A 26,267-nucleotide genomic window follows, 5' to 3' on the forward strand; every position below is an offset into this window, starting at 1 on the left:
GTGGTGCCAGCTGGATTCGAACCAGCGACACAAGGATTTTCAGTCCTTTGCTCTACCAACTGAGCTATGGCACCTTTTTTTGCAATCCGTTTTACCGTTCTTGCGATGCAAATATAGCTTCTCTTTTTGGATTCTAAAACATTTACACAAAAAAAAATGCGATATATCTACAATCGATTGATTTTGATAGAGATAAAATTACACGAAATAAACACAGGGATAAATGATTTTAGGGTATCTTTGCACTTTATTAAAATAGTATGAGTAAAAAAGGAAGAGTATTAGTGGCTATGAGTGGGGGGGTGGATAGTTCGGTAGCAGCTGTTATGCTACACGAACAAGGTTATGAAGTGATAGGGATAACCATGAAGACTTGGGATTATGCGAATTCTGGAGGCACATCCAAGGAGACAGGGTGCTGTAGCTTGGACAGTATTAACGACGCACGGTCTCTGGCTGTAAATTATGGTTTTCCCCATTTTATATTAGATATTCGGAATGAGTTTGGTGATTACGTAATCGATAATTTCGTAGACGAATATATCGCTGGCCGCACACCCAATCCCTGTGTATTATGTAATACCCATATCAAATGGGAGGCACTTATTAAAAGGGCAAATAAGCTAGACTGTGAGTTTATCGCTACTGGGCACTACGCCAATATCCGTCAGCACGATAATGGACGTTATGTGATCTCTAAAGGGCTAGATGAGCACAAGGATCAATCGTATGTTCTTTGGGGCGTCACACAGGAGAATCTTGCCCGTACACAGTTCCCATTGGGTGGTTTCCATAAATCGGAGATCAAGCAGATGGCATTGGATATGGGACAGAAAGAACTGGCCAACAAATCGGAAAGCTATGAGATCTGTTTTGTTCCCAATAATGACTATAGAGAGTTTTTAAGACATAAAAAGCCAACATTAGACCAAGAGATCGGTCCGGGTAATTTTCTACTCTCTGACGGCACCGTAGTGGGGCAACATATCGGATATCCTTATTTCACTATTGGACAGCGTAAAGGATTGGGGATTGCTCTAGGCAAGCCTATGTTTGTGATTGAGATTTTGCCGGAGAGTAACTCTGTCGTCTTGGGCGAAGAACATGAGTTGGAGCGTTCTCAAGCTTTTGTTCGGAATATTAATTTAGTGAAATATGCTTCTTTAGAAGAACCTATGGAGGCGATTACAAAAATCCGATATAAAGACGCTGGAGCTATCTCTACATTGACACAGCTGGGCGATATGATGCAAGTTGACTTCCCACATGCGGTCAAAGGAATTGCACCAGGGCAATCTGCTGTTTTCTACGAAGGCAATGATTTACTGGGTGGTGGTTTCTTGATGAAGTAACAACAACCTTAAGCAAAATTCTTACCTTCATACTACAAGAAAAGCCTCCAAGTTTATATCTTGGAGGCTTTTCTTGTAGTATGGCTAAGTGAACTTATAGTTTACTTTCTTTTTTTACTTTACGCTTAGTTACTGGTTTTAGCAGTTGCTTTGCTTCATACTGTCTTTCGAGATACTTGATAATTTCGGTAGCGATATCTTTGTTTGTAGCCTTCTCAATACCTTCAAGTCCTGGCGAAGAGTTTACTTCTAGTATCAACGGTCCTCTAGTCGAGGGGAGCATGTCCACTCCAGCCATTGTGAGTCCCATCGCTTTTGCCGCTGCTACCGCAGTTTCTCTTTCCTTACGTGTCAATGTCACGATTTCTGCCGTACCTCCTCGGTGTAGATTAGAACGGAATTCCCCCTCCTTTGCTGTACGTTTCATGGCACCCACTACTTTACCATCTACTACAAATGCGCGTATATCAGTACCCTTCGCCTCTTTGATATACTCTTGGATCAGGATATTATTGCCCAAACCATAGAACGCTTCTATTACAGAGGAAGCCGCCTTCTTTGTTTCGGCCAATACCACACCGATGCCTTGCGTACCTTCTAATAGCTTGATGACTAGAGGGGCTCCACCGACCATATTAATAAGATCGTCCACATCGGAGGTCGTTCGTGCAAAACCAGTAATCGGAAGTCCTAATCCGGCACCGGAAAGAATCTGCATGCATCTCAGTTTATCCCGTGATCGTGTAATGGCTTGGCTAGGGTTTGCAGATATTACATCCATCACCTCAAATTGACGTACGATGGCCGATCCGTAAAAAGTAACCGAAGCACCGATTCGTGGAATGATAGCGTCTATATCCGTTATATTTTCTCCTCTATAATGTATGCTTGGTTTTCCCTGTTGTATTCCTACATAACACTTGCTGTGATCCATCACAATACATTCGTGACCTCTCGATTGAGCGGCCTCGACGAGACGTTGTGTGGAGTATAAGTTTTTATTTGTAGATAGTATTGCTATTTTCACGAATGTGCTTATTTAAAATATAAAACAAATGGGTAGGCTAAAGGTTTGATTAAAAGCTATTTCTAGCGAGCCCTTTTTTAGAAACATCAACAAGAAACTTTCCGCTGATGAAGTTCCTCCCCAGTAACATAGGGTAGGACATAGATGACCTATCTCTCAATGATAGCTTGATATCAAAAAGCTGGTCAAACATACGTATTTTAGTCAAAAATATATGGCGCGTTTCGGTTTGGCCAAAGGAGCTTTTGACGACACGCTCCCTATGAACGGGGAAGGTCAAGGTTAAAATCTCCTCTTCCTCCAAGTGTGGCTTAATATGACAGTTGATGAACCGATGTCCATCTTTTTCTATGATCTCAAAATCTTCACAATGCAACACCGAGGTCTCCGCCCCGGTGTCGATTTTTGATTCTATATTGTACATTCCCAGTTCGGGAAGGTCCACGATCTCATACCTGCCTATAGTCAGCTTTTCTTTCACGTAGCTTATTCGTAGATAAATGTACCATAGGGAGAGTTGATAGTGACTTGCTTTTTGTCACTTTCTTCCACTCTTCCAATAATTTGTGCCGGTATACCAAAAGACTCTGATATCTTAATAATGTCGGCTGCTATTTCTTCAGGGACGTATAGCTCCATGCGGTGCCCCATATTGAATACTTTGTACATTTCCTGCCAGTCCGTGTTAGATTCTTTTTGAATCAACTCAAACAACGGCGGGATTGGGAATAGGTTGTCTTTGATGACATGCACATGGTCTACAAAGTGAAGTACTTTAGTCTGTGCACCACCAGAACAATGCACCATTCCATCGATCTGCTTTCTGTATTTGTCCAATATAACTTTGATCACAGGAGCATAGGTCCGAGTCGGAGAGAGCACAAGCTTTCCTGCAGTGATTTCCTCTCCTGTTTCTACCTTCACCGTGTCGGTCAGTGCTTTACTTCCTGCAAATACCAAGTCATAAGGAACGGCAGGGTCAAAGCTTTCAGCGTATTTCTCCGCAATATATTTGCCGAATACATCGTGACGGGCAGATGTAAGACCGTTAGATCCCATACCTCCATTGTACTCCTTCTCGTAGGTAGCCTGTCCGTAGGACGCTAATCCCACTATGACATTTCCGCCTTTGATGTTATGATTAGAGATTACATCTTCACGTTTCATACGACAGGTAACCGTACTGTCTACAATAATTGTACGTACTAGGTCACCCACGTCTGCGGTTTCACCTCCAGTAGAGTATATACCTATTCCCAGTTCACGTAGTTCAGCAAGGATTTCTTCCGTTCCGTTAATAATCTCTGCAATGACTTCACCAGGGATATTGTTCTTATTACGACCTATCGTAGATGACAATATGATATTATCGATTGCGCCTACGCAGAGTAGGTCATCTAGGTTCATAATGATTGCGTCCTGTGCGATACCTTTCCATACAGAGATATCACCCGTTTCCTTCCAATAAACGTAAGCTAAGGAAGATTTTGTACCGGCACCATCCGCGTGCATGATATTACACCAATTCTCGTCTGCTCCCAGAATATCAGGAATTATTTTGCAGAAAGCTTTTGGGTATAAACCTTTATCGATATTCTTTATCGCGTTGTGTACATCCTCTTTTCCAGCGGACACACCTCTTTGATTGTATTTTAAATCTGACATCTTGCCACAAAAATAAACATTGCTTATGATTATAACTAAAGTTTTTCGGTAAGTATTCGTTTTTTAACCCCGTTAGTACAGCTACTGACAATACAGCGCTATAGGGGGAACTAAAGTCATTGTTTTTTTACACACTTGTGCCTGATACTGCGAGGCGATTTAGTCAATGGCAGCTTATTGCTGTGATTCCATCTCAAATACCGAATCTATTTTCCAGTTGGGTTTATCCTTGGACGCGGCCACCGCAAGTCGGTCACACCGTTCATTTAAAGGGTGCCCGGCATGCCCCTTGACCCAAACTAATTTTACATCATGTATCTTATAGGACTGCATTAGGCGTAGCCATAGATCCTTGTTTTTTTTGCCTTCAAAATTCTTTTTCATCCAGCCGTGGACCCATTTTTTGTCTATTGCATCGATGACATATTTTGAATCGGAATAGATAGTGACTTTTTGTCGATTGTTCTTGAGCGCTTCCAATCCAATGATTACTGCCAAAAGTTCCATTCGGTTGTTGGTGGTTTTACGAAAACCTCCGGAAAACTCTTTTTCTATAAGTTTACCATGAAACTCGGGGTTACTGCCCGTATAGATAGTTCGTAATATCGTACCATATCCTCCTGGACCAGGATTTCCGCTAGAAGCACCGTCTGTATAAAGTTCTATCATTGGCACAAAAATACATTATAAATCGTTATTCGATAGTAAAATTTGTCAATACTACGGATATATCCTATTTTAGTCTATCCTACTTTAAACTTATGATCAAGAGACTTTTTATTGGATTGATGTTGTTTTCTTTATTTGCTAAATCGTATGGGCAAAATAGTCTTCCCAAGGATGAGAAGATGTTATGGTTTGATGATGCCAAACTCGGTATTTTTGTCCATTGGGGTGTGTACGCTGTCGATGGTGTTTCTGAATCTTGGTCATTCTTCAATAACTATATGAGCCATGATCGTTATTTGAAGCAACTCGACGGTTTTACCGCAAAAGAATACAAGCCTCAAGAGTGGGCTAATCTGATTAAGGAGTCAGGAGCACAGTATACCGTAATCACAACCAAGCATCACGATGGAATCGCATTATGGGATAGTAAAACAGATAAAGCGCTGACCGTGCCTAAACATGCTATTGCAAAGCAGGATGTCTTGACACCTTTTATAACCGCTGTTAAAAAGACAGGATTGAAAACGGGACTTTATTATTCCCTGCCCGATTGGAGTCACCCATATTATGATGTGGTTACACGTTCGCGTAAACGTTACATGCTAAAAGATGAGCCTAAGCGTTGGGGGCAATTTGTTGATTACTATCAGGGGCAGCTCGCTGAGCTGTCATCGCAGTACAAACCTGATCTATTGTGGTTTGATGGTGACTGGGAACATAGTGCCGAAGAATGGCAAGCAGAGCAGACACTGAGCCTATTACGCAGATACAATCCGAATATCATTGTAAACTCAAGATTGAATCATCATGGCGACTATGCTACTCCAGAACAGGGGGTACCCGTAAAGCGGCCTGCTGACCGATATTGGGAACTGTGTTATACCATGAATGATTCTTGGGGATACCAGCATTTCGATACAAATTACAAAACCCCGAATATGATTGTAAGGACCCTGATCGATTGTATCGCCATGGGAGGTAATTTGCTTTTAGATATAGGGCCTAAGGCAGATGGTACCATCCCCGAAGAGCAAGTGACAATTCTAAAAGAATTGGGACGTTGGACCAGCAAGTACAAAGAGGCCATTTATGGCACTAGGGCAGGAGTATCGCCTGCTTTTATACAAGAAAAAAACAGCTTCTCTAAGGATGGCAAGACCGTGTATGTATACTTAGATGAGGTGCAAAATTATCTTCAGATAAATGGTTTACAATCAAAGCCTCTTCAGGTTCGTTTTGTCGCTAGTTCCGATAAAATAGACTATAAGTATGATGGTTATACGTTAAGTCTGAACATGACTACGACGGATTTCGACCCAACAGCTTCCGTAATTGCGATAGATTTTGCAGATCGTCCTCATTTTGAGTTTGATCATGCCGAGGTTAAACCTGTTCTAGCCGATGTACTGCGTGTCAACGATACTCCGGGTGCTATACGTGATATTGTAGAGTTTACTTCTACGGGAGCTAATTTGTTTTCGGGGCAGATGAATGATGATGGCAGTATATTATCAAAAGACCTCAAATTTACAGACCAAAAAACGAAGACTTGGGTTTTGAAACATGCAGAGGTTTTACACGACGCTCAGCAGGGGATCGCCGATGGGCATTATATCGGAAATACCGCTTTATCCCGAGACCGTCAGACATTGTATCTATTTATTGAAGGACAGCCTACCGGACCTATCGCTATTAAAGGATTGAAGAATACTATTGCACGAGTACGGATAGTAGGCGAGGGCTCGATGATAGGGCACAAGATTTATAATAAGTTATATTGGAGTGCTATTCCTGGAATTGTCTATATAGACGTCCCAAAAGATAGGTTAGATAGCTACTGTACGGTTGTAGCAGTACTATTGGATAAACCGGTAGAACTGTATGCAGAGGAAGTAAAAGCAATAGAAAGCAATCTTTAGTCCATAAAAAAGGTCTGTATCATTTTTTGATACAGACCTTTTTTATGAAAGTATCCGTTCATTAAGGACACCAGAAGCTCTCTTGATTATTGGTGGCTACCCATCGGTGTTTATGATCCGAAAGAATCATTAATATTTTATTTACTACGGATAGTTACCTTTCCCTCTTTACCTGGAGACCCAGAATAAATCTGTCCTTGCGGCAGTCCACGAAGGCCAGGAGCAGAGGTCGCTATTCTGGAATAGATATTTGTTATTTCAGAGCTGGGTGTTACATGTAGTCCCCCTGGTGAGACATCTACAAAAAGATAGTTTTTCTGTTTTTTATTCTCTGTTTGTGGTGTTATACCAGTAGGTTCATATACTAAATTCACATTACCTGCATCCCCATTTGGATAGGTTCGTGTGCCATTATTAGCATCCTGGCCACGGGCGATTACATAAAGCGAGCCTAATTTTGCAAAATTGATATCGATGTCAAAGTCAGAAGCATTGTTTTGTGCCCCCTGCCCGGAGATAAAGGCTCTATCGCCGATTTCCGCATGTTTGACAATCAGTTTTACATCTTTCTTTCCATAAAATTGAAGGGATGATCTATCCTTCATGATCAAAGTATCGATGTAAATAACAGTTGAAGAGTCACGGTCGTTGAAAATCTTCTTCTCCTTTTTGTTGAGTACTAGTTTTTCGAAACGCAGTTCGTTCGTCTGCCCAATTGCAATGGAACATAGCGCAATCATGAAAGCGATAAGTCCCGTTTTTTTGTTTACTTTCATCTCTTTGTCTTTTTTGTTATTAATAATTATTTCCCTTTACAAAAAGGGAATCTTACCTTATAATACAAGTTAGACTGCAGTTAGGTAGCTAAAGATTAATTTAGCTGTTTTTTCTGATGCACCTGGAGTTCCTAACTTTTCTGCTAATACGTCATAGTTCTCTAAAATATTGTCCCTGTGTTCCTTCTCTGTGAGGATTTTTCCGATTTCATCCCGTATGTTTCCTGGATTACAGTCCTCTTGTATCAATTCGATTACAGACAAATAATTGTTTATCAGATTCACAAGAGCGATAAATTTTACCTTGACCAACTTACGGGCTAGCCATACGCTTACTGCATTAGCCTTATAAACAACTACTTGCGGTACTTTTAATATGCCAGTTTCCAGTGTCGCTGTGCCACTGGTCACCACCGCTGCTTCTGCATTTTTGAGTAGATCGTAGGTCTGGTCAAATACGACAGGTATCTCCATGTCTCCAAGATAGTTTTGGTAGTAAGAGCTGTCAAAGTTAGGGGCTCCTGCGATCACTAATTGATGTTTTGGAAAGGAATAATACAGCTCGATCATGTTTGGCAGTATCTGCTCAATCTCCATCTTCCGGCTACCTGGAAGTAATGCAATGATGGGGGCATCAGACAGCCCATTGTCTGTCCGAAAATCGGGATTAAATGTATAGTTGCTGATTGCATCCAATAGTGGATTACCCACGTAGTCTACTTTCATCCCAAACCGTTTATAGAAGTCCACTTCAAAAGGGAGGATGCAAAACATATGATCTACTATTTTCTTTATTTTATGAACTCTACCCTGGTTCCAGGCCCATATTTTTGGAGAGATATAGTAACAGGTCTTTATTTTATGTTGCTTGGCGAATGATGCTATTTTTAAGTTAAAGCCAGGAAAGTCGATGAGGATCACTGTATCAGGTCGAAACTCAAGGATGTCTTTTTTTACGGACTGCAGGTTTTTACGGATGGCTCCGAGATTCTTGATTACTTCTACAAATCCCATAAAGGCCATTTGTAAGGTATGTATCAAGGCCTGCTGTTCTGCAGCCTGTTGCATTCCGTCGCCACCCACAATTTTGAATTCGGCATTAGGATCCTCTTTTTTTAAGGCTTTAATAAGGTTTGCACCGTGCAGATCTCCAGATGTTTCTCCCGCTATAATATAGTACTTCATGCGTATATCGTCTGTTTATATATAGACACCACTTCATCAATACCGATTATATTTTTTAAATACTTTATCCACATTGTAAGAGTAGTGAGCTTTTTTTAAAGGTTAAAGATAAGTATTCTTTATTTAAGGATGTCTTCTGCCGTTAGATTCCGTAATATTTAAGAGCATGCTCACCTTTTAGCTTTTAGGCTGAGCATAAAAAAAGGCCAACATCCGTCGACCTTTTTTGTAAAGCATGTATTTTATCTAGATTCCCAGTTCTACTTGGAACATACCTCCCCAGGAGTTCTTTTTATGTGAATTGTCATAAGCTCCATCTTTAACCATATAATTGGCATTGAGTTGGAATTTGAGGCGGTGTGCTTTCATGTATTTGGTCAGGCCCACCTCAAGAACTTCTGTCTGCACCTCGAATGTCGAGATTTGTTGATGCGGTTTGAGGTATGTATATCGACCCGCAATTTCGTAACCATGATTCAGCAGATAAGAGGTTTGCTGATTCAATCCCCATCCTTTGTATGCATAGGTATCCTCCGGTTTGTCGCCCGTTGTTTTGTTCAATGGGTTGTCTACATCCCGACGCATATATTCTGCTTGATACGCAAAACCCTGGTATTTGAATATGGCATCTGCAAAGGCTGTTTTTAAGGTGAAGGGATCTTGCACGTATTTTCCGGTTTGTCCACCCTCGCGTACCGTGCGGTCATTATAGCTGTATCCACCGCCAATCGATAGCTTTGGAGTAACTTCTCGTTCAATATCACCTTCGGAATAGTCGCCTCCATTTTTAAATTCCCCTAAAGGTAAGAATTCAACACGTCCAGTGTAAGCCAGTCCATCGTCAGTGGAGTTTGCAGGTCGTCCTTCACCAGTTGAAATCGCTGCTTTCGCATTGATAGGCATTGCGCCGAGTTTCTTGCTTAAATTGAAGCTAATTCCGAAGTCACGGTCTACTGTAAAATTGCTGTTTACTAGGGATCTGTCGGCAAACTGCAACGAACCTGACGAGTTTACACGCTGTCTGTTTCCGGGGAGCTTGTTCTGCCCAAAAGAGATATAGAAATCATCCGAGAAATTATAAAATATAACCGCGTCACGTACGATGTTCGGCACCCCTGTGTCGTCAAAGTCCTGATCGCTACGCGTAAATGCTAACTGTACCGAGTAGGATATTTTTGGAGTATAGATATAACCATCCATCCGCATGCGTAGTCTACGTATTCTAGCGTCAAATTTTCCATTGTTTTCGCCATCTAATACATTGCTATATCCCAGCCTGTTCTGCATTCTAAACCTAAAGTTTGTATAGAAAAGAGAATCTTTGGAGGTGTATTGAATTCCCTTAAAGTTGAGGATCGTCGCACGGTCATCCCGTTCCTGTGCTTTTAAAGCGCCAAGACCTAGAAAAAGGAACAAAGGCGTTGCTATAAAAGTTTTTTTACGAAAAAAAAACGTTCGAAAATTGGGGTACTGCATTGTTATCTTTAAATTTAAAATCTAATTTGGGGTTGTAGTGTTAAGTCTTTAGGTCTTAACATTAACTTTACGCAAATATAAGATTAATGAATTGAGGACAAAGGCTTAATGTTTAAGGTAATCATTTCATAATACTCAATTAACATTGGCTTAACACACTTGGTCGATTACCTGCTTTTTTTGACTAAAATCGTTGCATTACAACATGAGAAAAATTATCCATGTGGATATGGATTCATTTTATGCTTCAGTCGAGCAAAGGGATTTTCCCGAGCTCCGTGGCAAACCCATTGCCGTGGGAGGTTCGCCGGATGGACGGGGAGTGGTTGCCACTTCCAGCTATGAGGCTAGGCGCTTCGGGGTGAAATCTGCCATGTCCTCAAGACAGGCACTACAGCTGTGTCCAGATATTATATTTGTATATCCACGGTTCGATGTCTATAAAGAGGTTTCGATACGTATTCGCGAGATTTTCAGACGCTACACCGATCTTATCGAACCGCTTTCGCTGGACGAGGCTTATCTGGATGTAACTGAGGATAAGAAGGGAATCGGTTCCGCTATAGACATCGCTAAAGAAATAAAGGCCGCAATCAAGGGCGAGCTTAATCTGACCGCTTCAGCAGGAGTTTCGGTCAATAAATTTATAGCAAAGATCGCTTCCGACTATAACAAGCCCGATGGATTGACCTTTATTGGACCTTCAAAGGTTGTGAAATTTTTGGAGTCTTTGCCTATTGAACGCTTTTTTGGAGTAGGTAAGGTGACTGCCGAAAAAATGAAGGGAAAGGGAATACATTGCGGACTTGACTTAAAAATGTTTTCCGAGGCGCAGCTGATAAAGGACTTTGGTAAGTCTGGAAGCTTTTTTTATAATATGGTCAGGGGCAACGACGAACGCCCAGTGCGCCCTAACCGCGTAGCCAAATCTATTAGTGTAGAGGATACTTTCGAGCGTGATATCTTCGAACTCGATCAGATGAAGGAAGAGTTAGACCTGCTTTGTTTGAAATTGAGCAATAGGATAGATTTAAAATCAGTAGCCGGAAGGACCCTTACCTTAAAGGTGAAGTTTGCCGATTTTACCTTACTGACGAGGAGCTATACCGGAGTCCATTTTTTATCCTCCTATCAGCAGTTGAAAGAAGAGGCTGGATTGCTTTTGGATAAGGTTGATTTTGAAGATCGTAAAGTGAGGTTATTGGGAGTTACGATATCCAATTTTTTTGAACATGAGTTTGATGCACCACGGAATGGTCAATTGAGTTTGTTTGACGATAGCAACTACAGGACCTTATAAAAAAGCGCGCTAGATCTTTAAGATACTAACGCGCCAACATTTTTTAATTTTGGGCTTTTTCAGTGAAACTACAGCCACAGCCTTTACCACAGCCACCGCTTTTTGTTTTTGATGGCCAGAACTTTTTAACCATAAATACGATTGCAATGATAAAAACAAGTGCAATTATAGCGTATTGAATGTACATCATAGCTTAAATGTTTATTTTAACAGTTGATACGCAATCAAGGCTGCGATATACGCTAGTCCTGTCATAAATCCTGCTTGGATCAATGTCCACTTCCATGATCCCGTCTCTCTCTTAACAACGCCAATTGTCGCCATACATTGCATCGCAAATGCATAAAATAATAAAAGTGAGATGCCTGATGCAAGATTATAGGTTGGCTGACCTGTATTTCGGTTTATTTCGGACTTCATACGGGTAAAGAGCGTTTGTTTTTGCTCATCATCTTCAATGTCCAGATCTTCTCCCAGTGAATAGACTACAGCTACCGTTCCGACAAATACTTCGCGTGCCGCAAATGAAGCTATTAAGCCGATTCCTATTTTCCAGTCATAGCCTAGAGGTCTGATCGCAGGTTCAATACCTCTACCTAAATAACCTAGATAGGAATATTCTGTCTTATAGGCCGAAATTTCATCTGCCACTTGCTCTTCCGTAAAGTGTGGGTTTTCCTGTACGATGTATTTTTCCGGCTCCGAGAATTTGTCGTTAGGGCCAAAGTTGCCTAATACCCAAAGGATAATCGATATGGCGAGTATAATCTTACCTGCACCGAATAAAAAGCTCGAAGATTTTTCCCATACTGTATTCAGTACGTTTTTCCAATCTGGCATTTTATAGGTTGGTAATTCAAAAATCAAGTACGAGTTACGTACCGATTTAATAATCTTGTTAAGTATTAACGCTGAGAATAGAGCAGCTACGATACCAAGGATATACATCGCAAATAAAACTATACCTTGTACATTAAATCCTAGAAAGTCCGTGTCAGGTATGACCAAGCCTATGATTACCACGTAAATCGGTAGTCGGGCCGAACAGGTCATAAACGGTGTCACTAACATTGTCAAGAGACGCTCCTTGGGGTTTTCTATATTTCGGGCAGACATTACTGCAGGTATCGCGCATGCTACGCCCGACATTAATGGAATCACAGACTTACCATTTAGGCCGAATGGTTTTAACCAACGGTCCATTAAAAAGACCACACGGCTCATATATCCCGTTTCTTCCATCAAGGATATAAAAAGGAATAAGATAATGATCTGTGGGAGGAAAATTACGATACCTCCGATTCCTGCGATGACTCCATTCACCATGAGGTCAGCCAAGGGGCCTTCAGGGAGCAGAGCTGCCGCAGATTGACCTAGACTTGCAAAAAGCTCATCTACACCATCCATCAATGGGCCAGACCAAGTGTATATAGCTTGGAATATCAAAAATAGCAGTCCGAAAAAGATAATATATCCATACACAGGGTGGATTAGTATATTATCTATTTTTTCCGTGATACTAAGCTTTTTGTTCTCTTTTTTCTGAAGGATTGGCTTTAGATCGTTATTAATCTTTTCTTGACGCAGGATTGCTTCCGCTTTTTGCAGCTGCTGTATGTTGATGTCATACTTGCTTCTTATGGCGGATAGTTTGTTGTTTTCTTCCTCTGATAGAACTTTAATATTTTCTTGGGCCAAATATTGCCAGGTCCGATATTCGGTTTCCAATGGAAATATTTTTTTCGCTTCATCAAGTGGCTGTTGATAGTCTACAGGAAGTGGTAGACTATTGAAATAAGGACCTGCCTGTATATCGAAATTTTGAATCAGGTTGTCTACCCCCTCTCCAGTACGGGCATTCGTTTTGAAAACAGTAGTCTTTAGGTAACTTTCTAACCCCGCATGGTTGATTTGGATGCCCTTATCTTCAATTTCGTCCATCATGTTCAGCACGAATATTGCCGGAAGACCAGACTCACGTACCTGTTGATACAGTACGATTCCTCTATTTATCGTACTTGGTTCGGAAACGACTACAACAAGATCAGGAGCACCATTTACGCTTTTGTTGGTCAGTGTATTGAATACAACTTCTTCATCCAAGGAATTGGGAAATAGGGTGTATGTACCTGGTAGATCAATGACCTTATACTCTTTATCGCCTTTTTTTGCTGTTCCTTCTCTTTTCTCGACAGTGATTCCGGGATAGTTTCCTACTTTTTGGTTAAGCTTCGTTATACGGTTGAACAGGGACGTCTTGCCTACATTGGGATTCCCTAATAATGCTATTGTCTTATTCTTCATTATATTTTATTTGTCAGAATTAAAGAGGCTTCTGACTTTCTGATTGCTACTAAGGTATTGTCTTGAATAATGTTAATACAGATGGGGCCATGCAACGGAGCTTTATGCTTGATTTGTATAGCAGTACCCGGGGTAAAACCCAGTTCGTAAAACTTGGCTGGCAGATCATCTTTTTCAAAAGAGTGAATAATTGCCTTTTCACCTTTTTTTAGTTTATCCAGTGAGATTTTATTTTGCATTATTTTTGTAACTTTAGATGATTTCAATACCTCGAAATCCCCCAAATATAGGTAAAAGGAGTGAATGTAGAGGTGTTGATTCTGTCACATAGTTGTTTTATTTAGATTTATTAAAAGCATGGGGATTGAGGATCGGATTAAGACTAGTCGATTTCAGGATGATTGGCATAAGGCCACGATTAATATTCTTTATACCAATAATTGGTTGAGTAATCTGTTGGAGGACAGAGCAAGTAGAAAGAGTATTACCCTGCAGCAATTTAATGTACTTCGTATCTTACGTGGACAATACCCCAAGCCTGCTTCCAATTCTACTATCCGTGAACGTATGATAAATACTACGCCTGATATTTCGAGGTTAGTTGAGCGGATAGTGACCAAGGGGCTAGTGACCCGTACCAAGAATAAGGCTGATAAACGGGCGGTAGACCTCCTTATTACAGAAAAAGGCCTCCAACTCTTAGAAGAATTAGAGGCCGATATGAATCTTTCTACGATATTATCCAAAAATCTTACGGCACAAGAGGCACAGCTTTTGAGCGACTTGCTGGACAAAATGCGTGGCGAAGTTTAATCCACATGATTAGTGCTGATGTCCTTTGTGGTCATCATGCTTATGCGTTTCGTCTTTACTATGGTCATGCCCGTGATCATGTCCATCATGGTTGTGGTCATGTGTGCCATCTGTATGCTCATGGTCGTGACCGTCGTGGTTATGACCATCATGGTTATGGTGTTCATGTCCATGTGCGCCATGACTGTGGTCGTGTGGCAATAAAAAGGTAGTAAGTGATACGGCTAGACCTAAGAATACAGCAGCCATTTTCTTCTTGTTAAATTTGTGGTGATCTGCAGATCCGGACTCAAATAATATGGTCGTCGAGATATGTAAGAATATACCGATTACTACAGCCATTATTTTATCAAAATGTTGAGAGATGTTTCCGATTTCTCCTTCGCTTAGTACCGAGCTTGTAATAAATCCTAGCGGCGTCATCGCGGCAAAGATTACTAACATAATGATGATAGTCTGTTTTTTAACTGTAGAGCTCAATAGTAAACTACCTAGTGCAAATGCCGCTGGTATATGATGGATCGCAATGCCAAATACAAGTTTGGTCTGTTGTCCCGATATGAGTGGCATCCCTTCCAAAAATGCATGGAGACATAGACTGATCATGATCCCTAATGGAAAACCCGTGTTCTCCTGATGATGGATATGTCCATGCTCTATTCCCTGGGAGAACTGCTCCAATAGCAATTGGAATATAAAACCACCCAGTATATACAAGCCAATTACTTCTGGGCTGGTTGTATTTGCGTGATAGACGTGCGGGATGAGGTGTAATACCGTAATCGCAAATAGATAGGCTCCACTAAAGGAAAGTATCAATTTGAGATAACTGGTGTTATCACGTTTGACAAAAAACACCGCCATACCACTGATGAAGGCAGATAAAAATAAGATAGCTACGATTAAAGTAAAGCTCATATAGTATTATGTTATTGGAATTGTTTCCTTAAAGAAAGATGGCACAAATCGCTTGAACAGGTTACCATTGACAATCCCGATCAGAGTTCCGAGTAGGGCCCCGCAAAGGATATCAAAAGGATAGTGTACCCCGACATAGATTTGTGAAACAGAGACAAGTGACGCCCATAGTATACAGAGCCATAGGGTATGCTTCCATTTACGTCTGAACAGTACGATCCAGAAAAAGGCCATTGCAAAATGGTTCGTAGCGTGCGAGCTGGTGAAACTAAAGCCCGACCCACACCTTACACGGAGATTGATATCATGTTTGAACTCAATATCATTGCAGGGGCGTATACGTTTTACATTCTTTTTGATCAGGTGCGAGGATATCCCATCGGACACACCAAAATTAATCAATGTGCAGAGTACTACTAATATACCTAGTTTGCCATAGTGCTTGATGAAAAAGATAACCACAAAAAGGTAAAGCGGGGCCCAGGTAAACGGGTTACGTAAAATAGGTAACAGCCAGTCGAATACCGGGTTGCTTAGTCCTTGATTTATCAGCAAGAATATTTCTTTATCTAGATCAATTATCTGTTGCCACATAGTTTTTATGTTTTGTGTATGAAAAGCTAAAATACATTAATTGATATAAAACGTAAAATAGTATTTTGATATTAAAATACACAAAGTTGCAACAAAGATATGTTTTTAATTTTATATCCAATCAAGATACTTGTATTTATTTAGGAATAGCTTATTTTTACGGTTCACTATAATTGATTACGTATATGACTTTAATAAAATCTATTTCGGGTATCCGTGGTACTATTGGAGGCCGTTCCGGAGAAGGATTGACACCTATTGATATTGTCAAATTCACGGCAGCTTTCGGTAATATTCTTATGCAGAAGACTGGTCTTAAGAAGATTGTGGTCGGTAGAGATGCCCGAGAGTCTGGGGAGATGGTTAATAACCTAGTCGTCGGTACGTTGCAGAGTATTGGTGCCGAGGTGGTCGATTTAGGACTGTCTACGACGCCGACTGTGGAGATAGCCGTTCCTTTAGAGGGAGCAGCAGGCGGGATTATATTGACTGCTTCCCATAATCCGGGGCAGTGGAATGCCTTGAAATTATTAAATGCAAAAGGCGAATTTATTTCTGATGCCGAAGGTCAGGAGGTGTTAAGTCTTGGCGAAAGTCTGGATTTTGATTTCGCAGAGGTACAGGATCTTGGAAAAGTAGTAAATGATAGCAGTTACCTTCAAAAACATATCGATGCGGTATTGGCTCTTGAATATGTTGATGTAGATGCAGTCCGAGGAGCGGGATTCAAAATTGCTGTGGATGCCGTTAATAGCACAGGAGGAGTTTTTATTCCAGCGTTGCTGGAGGCAATGGGCGTGGAGATGATCTATAAGATACACTGCGAGCCTAACGGTAAGTTCCCACATAATCCAGAGCCTTTGAAAGAACACTTGACCGATCTTTCTGCTGCAGTATTGAGCAATAAAGCCGATTTAGGGATTGCTGTAGATCCTGATGTAGACCGTCTGGTATTTATGATGGAAGATGGCGAGCTTTTTGGTGAAGAGTATACCCTGGTTGCTGTTGCCGATTATATCTTGTCCCAGCAAAAAGGAAATACGGTTTCCAACCTGTCTTCTACACGTGCTTTGCGCGATGTCACTGTGCGTCATGGAGGTGAATACTTTGCTGCAGCTGTTGGCGAGGTGAATGTCGTGACCAAGATGAAAGAAGTGGCCGCGGTTATTGGTGGCGAAGGCAATGGTGGTGTGATCTATCCTGCATCGCATTATGGACGTGACGCCTTAGTCGGTGTAGCGATTTTTTTGACACATCTAGCGAAGATAGGTAAGAAGGTTTCGACTTATAGAGCCGAGTTGCCACAGTATTTTATGTCTAAAAATAAAATCACCTTGACCCCAGGGTTGGATATCGATGGGTTGTTGGCAAAGATGCAGGCTAAGTATGCACATGAGCAACATTCTACGATCGACGGTCTGAAGATTGATTTTGAAAATGAGTGGGTACACTTGCGGAAGTCGAATACGGAGCCAATTATCCGTATCTACTCCGAGGGGCCTACACCTGAAGCTGCGGAAGCGATAGCACAGAAGATAATCAGAGAGATCGAAGAGATCATCTCTTAAATAAAGAAAAAGCCTTCTATTACGAAGGCTTTTTCTTTAGCATCTATTTAGACGGTCGATTCGCTGCTTGTTCTTTGCATCCAGTCGGGAGGCTACCGCCCATATCGCAGCGGGCAACCATCCTATTAAGGTTATCTGTAGTACTAAACATAAGATTCCCGATAAAATTTTCCCTCTCAGAAAGAAGGAGAGCCAAGGGAATAATACAGCGATCAATATCATTTTATCTGTTCTGTTAAAATTAAACTAGGGGATTATCTTCTTGTTCTGTTTCCGAGTCGTTTTCTTTAGGCTCGGCATCTTTACGCTCGACGATGATTTTGCATTCTGCGATTACAGCGGCCAATGCACCTACTGCCGCAAAAATAGGCGCGAGTATCAGTCCTACGATTCCGATAGTTACCGGAAAGCTGATTATTTCCTTTTCATGCTTATCAGCGATAGTGATTTTCGTCACATTACCATCGTTGATCAGTTCTTTGATTTTCTTTAATAGGTTCTCTCCGGAGATATTATAAGTTTCTTTGAATGCCATGATTTCTCTTTTTTTAATTTATATCCTTTGTTTGTATGTTATCAAAGATAGGAGAGAATATATAGACAGCCCACTCCAAGTAGGTAAACCTAGGCAGATTTTCGGTGAAAAATATATTTTTATCGGTGTGTTTCCCGGTTATGCTTCTTTTCCGATCAGCTCGCGAATAGCCACAGAGGCAATTGCTCCTCCAAATGCAGCAGGCAGATAAGACATTGTCCCGTAGGCTGATTTTTTAAAGTTACTGCCATCTGTATAGATTAGCGAAGATTTTTCCGGTAGTTCCGTAGAGAAGGCGACCTTTACACCTTCACGGATATCGTGTTTACGTAGTTTTTTGCGGATATGTAAAGCCAGTTTACAGTTATAAGATTTGCTGATATCGGCAATTTGTATTTTTGTAGGATCTACTTTTCCACCGGCTCCCATCGAACTGACAAAAGGAATCTTTGCAGCATAGGCGCGTCGGATCAAAAATAGTTTAGGTGTGATACTATCTATGGCTTCGACGATATAATCAGGTTTGGCTTCCAATAGAGTTTCCAGGCGTTCCGGGATAATGAACTCCTCTAGTACAGTGAGGTCTAGCTCTGGGTTGATATCCAGCAAACGCTGTTTCATAATCTGCGCCTTAGAAATTCCGTGGTTGGTAGCTAGTGCTGGCAACTGTCGGTTGCGGTTTGTAGGATCTACCGTGTCTCCATCTATAATTGTCATTTTTCCTACACCTCCACGACAGATAAATTCGGCAGCATAAGAGCCTACACCTCCAAGTCCCAATACCATTACGTGCGATGAGGCTAGTTTTTCTAAAGCCTCGCGGCCTATCAAAGCTTCCGTTCTAGATAACCACGATAAATCTTTCATTCTTCAATCCTGTAATTAAATACCCGCTCAAAATTGTCCATCAACTGTTGCTTTAGTACAGCGATAGGAAGTTTTCGGGCGGCACAAAAGTAAGAAAAAATAGCTACTATATCGATCGCTTTATCATCTGTTTCTAGGAATAGCCTATCCAATGGGATTTCAGAGATCAAGGCGTCCTGTCTACCACTAAAGATATCTGCACCTAAGCTTAAGTAGTAACCTGCATCGAGTAACTGTTTGGCCAGTTTTATGTTTTTGTTGAAGCCGTGAAATATTACAGGGAGATCGAATTGTTGTACCCGTAATAATTGGGCGATCTCCTGATAAGCTCTTACACTATGTAGGAGGAGTGGTTTACCCGCTTTCTTTGCTAATTTGATTTGCCTCTCAAAAATACCTAGTTGTAGATCCCAATCCGTATTGCAGTGTTTGTCCAATCCACACTCACCGATACCGATTACCTGAGGGGTACCTACTACAGTCTCTAATAGTTGCCATTGTAAGCTAGGGTCAGCATCTATATACCAGGGATGTATACCTGCCGTGTATAGACTTTCATTATCCATCGCCTCCCGCCCTATAATATAGTTCTGGACACTTAGGATATCTGGATAGCGGACGGTACTATGCGTGTGTATGTCTAAAAAAGGTAGAGACATCGGCGTTTACTCAGGTTTTTGTTTTTCATCCTCCTTAGTATCCTCCGTATAGGGGATATCCTCACTCTCATATATTTCTTTATAGTTTAGCTCCGACTGAGGAGCTGCATTGGATTCCGCTGTATTTATCGTAATGTCCACTTTGACTTTATTTTCTGTTTTCGGTGTGCGTACGATTCCCCATTTCATGAGCAATTCTTGCGTTGAGTTCCGTTTGAGATGTTGTTTTTCTGGCTCACCGATTAAAAATCCAAAAGCCTCCATACTTGGTATAGCGTCAAAAATAACTTTTAATGTAGCGATAAATGGGAGAGCCAAGATCAGACCTGCAAGACCAAATAACATTCCTCCCAGTAGGATGCCGATAATTGCCATTAGCGGATTTATGCTGACTTTACTACCTACGATATTTGGAGTAATTATATTTCCTTCTAAAAACTGTACCACCTGAAACCACGCTACGACACCTAGTGCATACCAGGCGGTGTCTTTGGTTGCTAGCGCGAAAAGGGCGGGCAGTATAGAGCCTATTGCTATTCCGATGTAAGGGAGTAGCATCAGTAGTGAGGCCAGCGTGCCGAAAAACCAGGCGTATTCAATGTCCATAAGCATGAGCCCTACCGTATTCAGTACAGCGACAATCCCCATAACCGTGATAAGTCCGACTAGGTAGCTCTGTACGACCGTGTAGATCTTGTTCAGGACCTCGTCGACTTTAGTCTGCGGAGTTGATTTGAAGGCTTTGAAGAAAAACTCGCGGAAGAAGTCACGGTAATAAAGCATGAAAAAACTGTACAGCGGTACAAGTATCGCACTCGCAAGCATGTTGCCAATCGAACCAAATGTGGCTGTTATAACTCCGCCGGCATTTTCCAGGGTTTTGTTTCCCTGCTCCTTAAGTTTGTCAAGCACTTGGTTCCTTTCTATGCCGAATCGATCCTGAAGCCAGTTTTGGCCATTTTCAAGGACAGAAAGGACCTTATCTGTGATAGCCGAAGCATCTTTTCCAATGATGATACTCTGATGGACGATAAACCATAGTATCGACGATATTACAGTTATAGCGACAATAACGGCTAGTAAAGCGGAGAAGGCTTTTCCAAGGCGTAGCCGTTCGAAAAATCGGGCTAATGGAAACAGTGAGATCGAAATCAGCGTCGCAAACAGTATCGGTAGTAGCACATCTTGAGCTACGTACAGTAAAGCGAGTATTAATACAAGGGCAAATAAGCTAGCTGCTAGATTAATTGCATACGGTTTGTTCGACGGAGTTTTCATACCTTTTATAACAAGCGGTTGCTTCTTTCTGTTTTGGTATTATCCCAATATAGCACATAAAAAAAAGCAAGAAAAATAACGATAGCATTCCCATACATGATATAAGGAATACGGGGAATGAAATCTTGGTAAATATAACCTGCTAATAAAGCTCCTCCTCCGATTCCGATTTCCAGTGCGATGTACATTGTAGCCATTGCTTTTCCCCTATACTGGGGCAGGGAGAGGTCGATTGTCCAAGCGTTGAGCGCAGGGGAGAGGATACCTGTTCCTATACCATACACACAGGCGCCCAGAATCAGTCCGGATACACTGTCTCCTTTTCCAAGCAGTACCAGTGAAATGACAATAACTATAAGTCCAACGAGCATGACCCTTATTCTTCCGAATCTATCCGATACCTTGCCGGATACGAATCGGATGCCGATAGAGGCTAGTGTATAAGCCGTGAAAAACAAACCTTTGTTGCTTATCTCAAGGTGTTCACTCCAGTCGGGTATCAGCGTGAGTATAACACCATATGCGGAATAGGAAAGCAGGGTGACTATACCCGCTGGGATAGCCCTTTTTTCCAGGATATCCGAACGGGATATCTTTAACATGCTTGTCTGGAATTTACGCTTCGGATGCAAGGTTTCTTTCATGTTCAGTACGATGACGATAGAAAGAAATGCAAAGAGCGATGAAGAGAAAAACATGGTATTGAGGCCAAAGTTTTGAGCTACAAAGCTACCCACAGCGGGACCTACCGCACCACCTATACTAAAACACAGCCCATGCATACCCAGTGCTTCTCCCCATCGTTCCTGAGGGATGATATCTGCTACATATGCCGATGTGGCGGTGGGTTTGAATCCCGTTGAAAATCCATGAACCAGACGTAGCATGAAGAAGCCCGACAGTGTCGTCAAGATAGGGTATAGAAAGCCACATAGTACACATACAATAGAACCTATGGCCATTACCGGGACACGTCCCCATTGGTCAGTCAGTCTTCCGCTAAAGGGACGTGATATACCAGCTGTAAGCGTGAAGAGTGCGATAATAAGGCCTTTGTGTTCGGCTCCTCCCAGGCTGCTGAGGTAGTTCGGGAGTTCTGGTATGATCATGTTAAAGCTCGCTGAAAAAAGGAGAGAGCTCAAGCAGAGTAGTGCAAATTGTAGGGTGTAGATCGATTGTTTAGATTCTTGCATTATAGATTTATTCTGCTTTTGTTAGTTGTCTCCGGGCTATCTCCGAACAGAATATCGTAGTTGCTACTGCAACATTCAGGGATTCTGCCAGCCCGATTCGTGGTATAGTTACGGCTGTTTTTATCGAAGGGATCAGTTCCGGGCGTATGCCATTTCCTTCATTCCCCATGATGATCAGTCCCTGTTTGCCGAAATCAATATCGTAGATCGATTTGCCTTCCAACAGGGCGCCGTAGGTAGGGATTTCTTGCTGCTGAACCAATTCTTCGATGGCTGTATAATGTAGTTTTACCCTGGCGAGAGAGCCCATCGTTGCCTGTACCACTTTAGGATTGTAAGCATCTACAGTATCCTTCGAGCAGATAATCTGCTGTATACCGAACCATTCTGCGGTACGGATAATTGTTCCTAGATTACCTGGATCTTGTACACCGTCCAGTACCAGTGTGTGTTTGTTTTTTAGCGACTCGATGTCAAAGTGTTGCGGTTCAGGTATTTCTACTAATGCTAATGCGCCTTGTGGGCTTTTTAAAGCCGATATTTTATTGAAATCATTTTCAGAGAGTGCAATCGGTTTTATAGTTTGCGGTATTTTGAGCAACTTTGCGCAAGCCTGATCGGTGGTGAATATTTTCTGTATCTTGTACGACGAATCGGCAAATTCGGTTACAGATTTGATGCCCTCGACAATAAAAAGGCCATGTACGGTACGAAATTTTTTGTGCTGTAGAGAAGTTATCAGACTGATTTGCGCTTTTGACAACATTGGATTAATGACTAAAGAAAGAAGACTTTTATTTTTTGCAAGTATAACACTTTTACTCCTAAAATTCGCCTCCTGCCGATCCGCAAAATACTTGGAAGACAATCAGGCGCTCGTTACGGATGTAGATATGAGTGGTGTGCCCAAAGAACTGAAAGAGTCTGCTTATGCCCATGTCTCGAATGAAATCAGACCCAATTCGGTACTGAATTTAACCATCTATAACCTCTTTAATACAAAGAAAGGACGTTATAAGACCCAAAAAATAAGACAGGTTGGCGAAGCGCCACATATGCTAGACTCTTCGCTTGTTGAGCTTTCGACCGATCAGATCCAACGTTTTCTCTATACCAAAGGATACTTTAGAGCTCATGTTTCTCCGTATTTACAAGTCAACAAAAAGAAAGCCAAGATTGACTTTGTATCACAACTGGGCGATCCTTTCTATGTTCAGAAGATAAATTATGATTTTGAAGATTCTGTTTTCTCCCAGATCTATGCAGATGTCGTCAAGCCGTCCAGTATGTTGCAGGAAGGTATGCAATACGATGCGACAAAACTCGGAGAGGAACGGGAGAAGTTTTTTCATGCCGTAAAAAACAAAGGATATTTTGATTTTTTGCGACAGTATATGCGAGTAGGTGTCGATACGACCATGGAGGGAAATAATACTGCGCTTTTTTTCAAGGTATCCAATCCGGATAATGGCACACATCAACGTTATAAGATAGGGCAGGTCAGTTTGCATGTGCTTCCTGGTGATGGCAAGAAGCGTGAGGTTGCTCAAGAACGGGATCCAGTTACAGGTATCGTCTTTGCCGATCAGACCTCTCGGTACCGACTGAAGCCCATCGCACGCTATATGTATATACGTCCCGGGCAAACGTATAACCTGAGTAACGAAAACCTATCGTACGATCGTCTATACGAGATGAATGGGTTTCGCAGTGTAAAGATCAGCTATGAAAAAGTAGACAGTAACCTGTTGGATGTGTCCTATGAGCTTATTCCACGCCCATTAATGGCCAATCAGGTCGAGGGAGAGTATACCTTTAGTTCCGGGATGAGCGGTTTTAATATCGGTAATACATTTTCGCATCGTAACGTTTTTGGTGGCGCTGAGCTTCTAGAGGTGAAGTTGCGGTATGGCGTTCTATTTGACCCAAGGCTGGCTGGGAACCTAAAAGACAAAATTTTCAACAATGATTTTCAAGTCGGTGTTAATCTGGTTGTCCCACGGTTGCTATTGCCGTTTGGTATTCGCAGTTCCGGTCAATTTGGGCTTCCGCGGACGATGTTTTCTTCGAGCCTACAGCTGTTCAATCAGGATGGGACATATTCCAACCGCTATTTTATCAATACCCTGAATTATTCTTGGTGGCAGTCGCGCAATCTGCAGCACAGCTACACCCCTTTAGTACTCGAGTATAGGGCCGGGCGATTTGATCCTGGATTCAGGGATCGATTGATAGAAGAAGGATATCAGCTGTATGTAGAGTCCAATGACCGGCAGTATTTTGGATGGGGGTCGCAGTATGCTATTACTTGGAATGCCCCCAAGCTTCAGAAACTAGGAGATTTTTCCTTCGCCCGTGGGGTTGTAGACCTGAGTGGTAATACTTTGGGGATATTGAGTTCTTTGTTCCGTTTTAGGGAGAATGCAGCAGGGATGAAGACTCTATTTGGAGTCGCTTATCTTCAATATGCCAAGGCGGAGGCAGACTACAGGCTCTATCGTTATCTTGGTGGCAATCGGCAGTTTGTATTTCGATTCAATGCAGGAGTGATTGTGCCTTATGGTAATAATTCTGAACTATTGATTTTTGAAAAGAGTTTGTTTTCCGGAGGTATGAACGGTATACGGGCTTGGCAAGCGAGAACGTTGGGACCCGGGGGATATAACAGAAGTAGTATTAAAGCTTCGGATGATGCTAAAACCGAGCAGTTAAGGCTCAATCTGCGGAACCTAGATCAACTCGGAGAGTTAAAACTGGAATCTAATTTTGAATACCGTTTCCGTCTTTTGGACAATTTTTTAGGTGCCAAGATGAATGGGGCCACTTTTGTGGATATGGGGAATATCTGGAGACTACGCCCCAATACCCTAAACCAGGAGGGAGAGTTCAAATTTGATAAATTCCTGTCCCAGATTGCAATAGGAACAGGCTTTGGCCTGCGTTTCGATATGGACTATTTTACGATGCGTCTGGATGCCGGTCTGAAGGTCAAGGATCCCCAGTTTAAAGATGGAGACCAATGGGTGATCAGGCATCTTTTCGATGCCAAGGATTTCAAGGATAAGTACCGGCAGACCAATAGTCCGGATCGTTACGGTTTTTTTCAGTACAATTTCGGAGTAGGATTGCCTTTCTAGAAAAAACTCTTTAACACTTCAAATGCACTCTCCAGGATTTGGCTGATGGATAGCCCTTTACTGAAAGAAAAGTAACCATAAATAACAGCTAGTACAACAAATGTAGTTAACAGGCGTTTGAATGCATAGGCCAATAAAAGTAATACCCCTGGGATGATAAGGAGTAGAAGACCGTTTATTTTTACGGGGGTTATTTTATTTTCCTTTTTGTAGAGAAAATAGAATTTTCCTGAACTGCCATTTTGATTTTTATGCTTGAAGTAGGCAAATGTCGATCCATCTATAGGATGTGTTGGTACACCTACTCCTTGATGAAAGGATAGTGTCTGTTCAAAGCCGTTGATACTGAATTTGAAGGTTCCATTGATAGCTTCATTTGCAACTTCGTTAGAGTCAACAGCGATTATGGCTACTTTCCCATTTGCGGTCAAGTTTTCTTTGACAATAAAGTTGTCGATATACTGCGGGCTGTTCTGACCGTGGCTATAGGTAGAGGCGCATAGAAGGGCGAAAAAAAGGAATAGTATTCTCATGTCTGTAACTTCGGTACAATATTACTAAATAATTCGGCTAAAGAATTGTGCCTTTGTTTTAAATCGTCAAAATATTTTTAAAATGTAGATATACTTTGTACCTTTGGCGAAAGAAAAAATAGTATACAATATCATGGAAAATACAGCAGCACATAGACAGCCTAAAAAAACAGATAACAATGCCAACCAAACGCATTATTACGTTACGTTGACTATCGCCATTATTATTGGTTTGTTTGGCGTTTTTGTAAGATTTGTACCCGATGTGATTAGCGCATTGGATCAATATACTTTCTTGTTTTCATTGATCGCAAACGTTTCTGTTATTATTGCTACCCTTATTGCATTCAAAGTCGTTTTTGGAATCTTAGGTTTCGGAAGCAAAAAATAGCTTATACAAAAAGAATAATATCCTAATAATAAGAGAAGGGCAGTGTCGTAAAGACATTGCCTTTTTTTATGCCCTCTATTTTTTTCTTAACCGATTCTTAATTGCGAC

Annotated in this window: 27 protein-coding genes and 1 tRNA gene; 7 read left to right on the plus strand and 21 right to left on the minus strand. The window is 41.6% G+C overall.

What is annotated here, in order from left to right:
* Position 1: 1 nt before the first annotated feature.
* Positions 2–74: transfer RNA gene (locus JKG64_RS11035), tRNA-Phe, on the minus strand.
* A gap of 186 nt (positions 75–260) precedes the next feature.
* On the opposite strand from JKG64_RS11035, the gene mnmA reads away from it, so the two are divergent.
* Positions 261–1,352 (plus strand): tRNA 2-thiouridine(34) synthase MnmA, encoded by a 1,092-nt coding sequence (mnmA, locus tag JKG64_RS11040; RefSeq protein WP_133582716.1) that lies wholly within the window; start codon positions 261–263, stop codon positions 1,350–1,352.
* Positions 1,353–1,446: 94 nt separating this feature from the next.
* Here mnmA and rimK read toward each other — a convergent pair whose 3' ends face one another.
* The 4 genes from rimK to rnhA form a co-directional block, all read right to left on the minus strand.
* Positions 1,447–2,379 (minus strand): 30S ribosomal protein S6--L-glutamate ligase, encoded by a 933-nt coding sequence (gene rimK, locus JKG64_RS11045; protein ID WP_133582715.1) that lies wholly within the window; start codon positions 2,377–2,379, stop codon positions 1,447–1,449.
* 49 nt (positions 2,380–2,428) lie between these two features.
* The gene (locus JKG64_RS11050) at positions 2,429–2,860 is read right to left on the minus strand and encodes an ATP-dependent zinc protease family protein (protein ID WP_210354377.1); all 432 of its coding nucleotides are present in this window, start codon (positions 2,858–2,860) and stop codon (positions 2,429–2,431) included.
* A gap of 5 nt (positions 2,861–2,865) precedes the next feature.
* Positions 2,866–4,044, minus strand: a complete 1,179-nt coding sequence (locus tag JKG64_RS11055) for an AIR synthase related protein (protein ID WP_210354378.1) — start codon at positions 4,042–4,044, stop codon at positions 2,866–2,868.
* Positions 4,045–4,218: 174 nt separating this feature from the next.
* Positions 4,219–4,713: a ribonuclease HI gene (gene rnhA, locus JKG64_RS11060; protein ID WP_210354379.1), complete on the minus strand. Its 495-nt coding sequence runs from the start codon at positions 4,711–4,713 to the stop codon at positions 4,219–4,221.
* 92 nt (positions 4,714–4,805) lie between these two features.
* On the opposite strand from rnhA, the gene JKG64_RS11065 reads away from it, so the two are divergent.
* Positions 4,806–6,632, plus strand: coding sequence for an alpha-L-fucosidase (locus JKG64_RS11065; protein WP_210354380.1), 1,827 nt, complete (start codon positions 4,806–4,808; stop codon positions 6,630–6,632).
* A 137-nt stretch (positions 6,633–6,769) separates the two neighbouring features.
* Here JKG64_RS11065 and JKG64_RS11070 read toward each other — a convergent pair whose 3' ends face one another.
* The 3 genes from JKG64_RS11070 to JKG64_RS11080 all read right to left on the minus strand — a co-directional run bounded on the left by JKG64_RS11070 (position 6,770) and on the right by JKG64_RS11080 (position 10,069).
* Entirely contained in the window at positions 6,770–7,408 is a 639-nt protein-coding gene (locus tag JKG64_RS11070) for a hypothetical protein (protein WP_210354381.1), read from the minus strand.
* Positions 7,409–7,477: 69 nt separating this feature from the next.
* On the minus strand, positions 7,478–8,593 hold the full coding sequence (gene lpxB / locus JKG64_RS11075) for a lipid-A-disaccharide synthase (RefSeq protein ID WP_210354382.1): 1,116 nt from the start codon (positions 8,591–8,593) through the stop codon (positions 7,478–7,480).
* A 246-nt stretch (positions 8,594–8,839) separates the two neighbouring features.
* On the minus strand, positions 8,840–10,069 hold the full coding sequence (locus JKG64_RS11080) for a porin (RefSeq protein ID WP_210354383.1): 1,230 nt from the start codon (positions 10,067–10,069) through the stop codon (positions 8,840–8,842).
* A 205-nt stretch (positions 10,070–10,274) separates the two neighbouring features.
* On the opposite strand from JKG64_RS11080, the gene dinB reads away from it, so the two are divergent.
* Complete coding sequence (dinB, locus tag JKG64_RS11085) at positions 10,275–11,369, plus strand: DNA polymerase IV (protein WP_210354384.1); 1,095 nt, start codon at positions 10,275–10,277, stop codon at positions 11,367–11,369.
* A gap of 43 nt (positions 11,370–11,412) precedes the next feature.
* Here dinB and JKG64_RS11090 read toward each other — a convergent pair whose 3' ends face one another.
* The 3 genes from JKG64_RS11090 to JKG64_RS11100 are packed head-to-tail and all read right to left on the minus strand — an operon-like array spanning position 11,413 to position 13,912.
* Positions 11,413–11,559, minus strand: coding sequence for a FeoB-associated Cys-rich membrane protein (locus tag JKG64_RS11090; protein ID WP_210354385.1), 147 nt, complete (start codon positions 11,557–11,559; stop codon positions 11,413–11,415).
* A gap of 11 nt (positions 11,560–11,570) precedes the next feature.
* A complete protein-coding gene (gene feoB, locus JKG64_RS11095) occupies positions 11,571–13,673 on the minus strand; it encodes a ferrous iron transport protein B (protein ID WP_210354386.1) in 2,103 nt (700 codons plus the stop codon).
* Complete coding sequence (locus JKG64_RS11100; RefSeq protein ID WP_021070960.1) at positions 13,673–13,912, minus strand: FeoA family protein; 240 nt, start codon at positions 13,910–13,912, stop codon at positions 13,673–13,675. The genes feoB and JKG64_RS11100 overlap by 1 nt, the downstream gene beginning before the upstream one ends.
* A gap of 118 nt (positions 13,913–14,030) precedes the next feature.
* Here JKG64_RS11100 and JKG64_RS11105 point away from each other — a divergent pair, with 118 nt between their 5' ends.
* Complete coding sequence (locus JKG64_RS11105) at positions 14,031–14,486, plus strand: MarR family winged helix-turn-helix transcriptional regulator (RefSeq protein ID WP_021070959.1); 456 nt, start codon at positions 14,031–14,033, stop codon at positions 14,484–14,486.
* A 9-nt stretch (positions 14,487–14,495) separates the two neighbouring features.
* Here JKG64_RS11105 and JKG64_RS11110 read toward each other — a convergent pair whose 3' ends face one another.
* A complete protein-coding gene (locus tag JKG64_RS11110; RefSeq protein WP_210354387.1) occupies positions 14,496–15,404 on the minus strand; it encodes a ZIP family metal transporter in 909 nt (302 codons plus the stop codon).
* 6 nt (positions 15,405–15,410) lie between these two features.
* Entirely contained in the window at positions 15,411–15,998 is a 588-nt protein-coding gene (locus JKG64_RS11115) for a phosphatase PAP2 family protein (RefSeq protein WP_210354388.1), read from the minus strand.
* A gap of 185 nt (positions 15,999–16,183) precedes the next feature.
* Between JKG64_RS11115 and glmM the strand changes: the two genes are divergently transcribed.
* Complete coding sequence (gene glmM, locus JKG64_RS11120) at positions 16,184–17,566, plus strand: phosphoglucosamine mutase (RefSeq protein WP_210354389.1); 1,383 nt, start codon at positions 16,184–16,186, stop codon at positions 17,564–17,566.
* 36 nt (positions 17,567–17,602) lie between these two features.
* On the opposite strand, the gene JKG64_RS11125 is transcribed toward glmM, so the two are convergent.
* The 7 genes from JKG64_RS11125 to JKG64_RS11155 all read right to left on the minus strand — a co-directional run bounded on the left by JKG64_RS11125 (position 17,603) and on the right by JKG64_RS11155 (position 22,864).
* Entirely contained in the window at positions 17,603–17,788 is a 186-nt protein-coding gene (locus JKG64_RS11125; RefSeq protein WP_210354390.1) for a YqaE/Pmp3 family membrane protein, read from the minus strand.
* A 19-nt stretch (positions 17,789–17,807) separates the two neighbouring features.
* Positions 17,808–18,101, minus strand: coding sequence for a DUF4342 domain-containing protein (locus JKG64_RS11130; protein ID WP_210354391.1), 294 nt, complete (start codon positions 18,099–18,101; stop codon positions 17,808–17,810).
* Positions 18,102–18,239: 138 nt separating this feature from the next.
* Positions 18,240–18,968, minus strand: a complete 729-nt coding sequence (locus JKG64_RS11135) for a tRNA threonylcarbamoyladenosine dehydratase (RefSeq protein ID WP_021070954.1) — start codon at positions 18,966–18,968, stop codon at positions 18,240–18,242.
* Positions 18,965–19,627: a TatD family hydrolase gene (locus JKG64_RS11140; protein WP_210354392.1), complete on the minus strand. Its 663-nt coding sequence runs from the start codon at positions 19,625–19,627 to the stop codon at positions 18,965–18,967. Before JKG64_RS11140 ends, JKG64_RS11135 begins: the two co-directional genes overlap by 4 nt.
* A gap of 6 nt (positions 19,628–19,633) precedes the next feature.
* A complete protein-coding gene (locus JKG64_RS11145) occupies positions 19,634–20,905 on the minus strand; it encodes an AI-2E family transporter (protein ID WP_246512567.1) in 1,272 nt (423 codons plus the stop codon).
* Positions 20,906–20,910: 5 nt separating this feature from the next.
* The gene (locus tag JKG64_RS11150; protein WP_210354393.1) at positions 20,911–22,098 is read right to left on the minus strand and encodes an MFS transporter; all 1,188 of its coding nucleotides are present in this window, start codon (positions 22,096–22,098) and stop codon (positions 20,911–20,913) included.
* Positions 22,099–22,105: 7 nt separating this feature from the next.
* Positions 22,106–22,864, minus strand: a complete 759-nt coding sequence (locus JKG64_RS11155; protein ID WP_210354394.1) for a TrmH family RNA methyltransferase — start codon at positions 22,862–22,864, stop codon at positions 22,106–22,108.
* Positions 22,865–22,871: 7 nt separating this feature from the next.
* Between JKG64_RS11155 and tamL the strand changes: the two genes are divergently transcribed.
* A complete protein-coding gene (gene tamL / locus JKG64_RS11160) occupies positions 22,872–25,235 on the plus strand; it encodes a translocation and assembly module lipoprotein TamL (protein WP_210354395.1) in 2,364 nt (787 codons plus the stop codon).
* On the opposite strand, the gene JKG64_RS11165 is transcribed toward tamL, so the two are convergent.
* Positions 25,232–25,768 (minus strand): hypothetical protein, encoded by a 537-nt coding sequence (locus JKG64_RS11165; RefSeq protein WP_210354396.1) that lies wholly within the window; start codon positions 25,766–25,768, stop codon positions 25,232–25,234. The genes tamL and JKG64_RS11165 overlap by 4 nt on opposite strands.
* Positions 25,769–25,901: 133 nt before the next feature.
* Here JKG64_RS11165 and JKG64_RS11170 point away from each other — a divergent pair, with 133 nt between their 5' ends.
* Positions 25,902–26,159, plus strand: coding sequence for a hypothetical protein (locus JKG64_RS11170; RefSeq protein ID WP_210354397.1), 258 nt, complete (start codon positions 25,902–25,904; stop codon positions 26,157–26,159).
* The last annotated feature ends 108 nt before the right edge of the window (positions 26,160–26,267 follow it).

The organism is Sphingobacterium tabacisoli (assembly GCF_017908035.1).
Lineage (GTDB): Bacteria > Bacteroidota > Bacteroidia > Sphingobacteriales > Sphingobacteriaceae > Sphingobacterium > Sphingobacterium tabacisoli.

Bases quoted from the DNA above. Each gene is read 5' to 3' on its own strand.
- JKG64_RS11130 (WP_210354391.1), bottom strand. From the start codon at position 18,101: ATGGCATTCAAAGAAACTTATAATATCTCCGGAGAGAACCTATTAAAG.
- lpxB (WP_210354382.1), bottom strand. From the start codon at position 8,593: ATGAAGTACTATATTATAGCGGGAGAAACATCTGGAGATCTGCACGGT.
- JKG64_RS11170 (WP_210354397.1), top strand. From the start codon at position 25,902: ATGGAAAATACAGCAGCACATAGACAGCCTAAAAAAACAGATAACAAT.
- JKG64_RS11065 (WP_210354380.1), top strand. From the start codon at position 4,806: ATGATCAAGAGACTTTTTATTGGATTGATGTTGTTTTCTTTATTTGCT.
- tamL (WP_210354395.1), top strand. From the start codon at position 22,872: ATGACTAAAGAAAGAAGACTTTTATTTTTTGCAAGTATAACACTTTTA.
- JKG64_RS11140 (WP_210354392.1), bottom strand. From the start codon at position 19,627: ATGTCTCTACCTTTTTTAGACATACACACGCATAGTACCGTCCGCTAT.
- JKG64_RS11090 (WP_210354385.1), bottom strand. From the start codon at position 11,559: ATGATGTACATTCAATACGCTATAATTGCACTTGTTTTTATCATTGCA.
- JKG64_RS11055 (WP_210354378.1), bottom strand. From the start codon at position 4,044: ATGTCAGATTTAAAATACAATCAAAGAGGTGTGTCCGCTGGAAAAGAG.
- JKG64_RS11105 (WP_021070959.1), top strand. From the start codon at position 14,031: ATGGGGATTGAGGATCGGATTAAGACTAGTCGATTTCAGGATGATTGG.
- mnmA (WP_133582716.1), top strand. From the start codon at position 261: ATGAGTAAAAAAGGAAGAGTATTAGTGGCTATGAGTGGGGGGGTGGAT.
- JKG64_RS11145 (WP_246512567.1), bottom strand. From the start codon at position 20,905: ATGAAAACTCCGTCGAACAAACCGTATGCAATTAATCTAGCAGCTAGC.
- JKG64_RS11155 (WP_210354394.1), bottom strand. From the start codon at position 22,864: ATGTTGTCAAAAGCGCAAATCAGTCTGATAACTTCTCTACAGCACAAA.
- glmM (WP_210354389.1), top strand. From the start codon at position 16,184: ATGACTTTAATAAAATCTATTTCGGGTATCCGTGGTACTATTGGAGGC.
- feoB (WP_210354386.1), bottom strand. From the start codon at position 13,673: ATGAAGAATAAGACAATAGCATTATTAGGGAATCCCAATGTAGGCAAG.
- JKG64_RS11115 (WP_210354388.1), bottom strand. From the start codon at position 15,998: ATGTGGCAACAGATAATTGATCTAGATAAAGAAATATTCTTGCTGATA.
- JKG64_RS11100 (WP_021070960.1), bottom strand. From the start codon at position 13,912: ATGCAAAATAAAATCTCACTGGATAAACTAAAAAAAGGTGAAAAGGCA.
- dinB (WP_210354384.1), top strand. From the start codon at position 10,275: ATGAGAAAAATTATCCATGTGGATATGGATTCATTTTATGCTTCAGTC.
- JKG64_RS11125 (WP_210354390.1), bottom strand. From the start codon at position 17,788: ATGATATTGATCGCTGTATTATTCCCTTGGCTCTCCTTCTTTCTGAGA.
- JKG64_RS11150 (WP_210354393.1), bottom strand. From the start codon at position 22,098: ATGCAAGAATCTAAACAATCGATCTACACCCTACAATTTGCACTACTC.
- JKG64_RS11135 (WP_021070954.1), bottom strand. From the start codon at position 18,968: ATGAAAGATTTATCGTGGTTATCTAGAACGGAAGCTTTGATAGGCCGC.
- JKG64_RS11080 (WP_210354383.1), bottom strand. From the start codon at position 10,069: ATGCAGTACCCCAATTTTCGAACGTTTTTTTTTCGTAAAAAAACTTTT.
- JKG64_RS11070 (WP_210354381.1), bottom strand. From the start codon at position 7,408: ATGAAAGTAAACAAAAAAACGGGACTTATCGCTTTCATGATTGCGCTA.
- JKG64_RS11110 (WP_210354387.1), bottom strand. From the start codon at position 15,404: ATGAGCTTTACTTTAATCGTAGCTATCTTATTTTTATCTGCCTTCATC.
- JKG64_RS11165 (WP_210354396.1), bottom strand. From the start codon at position 25,768: ATGAGAATACTATTCCTTTTTTTCGCCCTTCTATGCGCCTCTACCTAT.
- rnhA (WP_210354379.1), bottom strand. From the start codon at position 4,713: ATGATAGAACTTTATACAGACGGTGCTTCTAGCGGAAATCCTGGTCCA.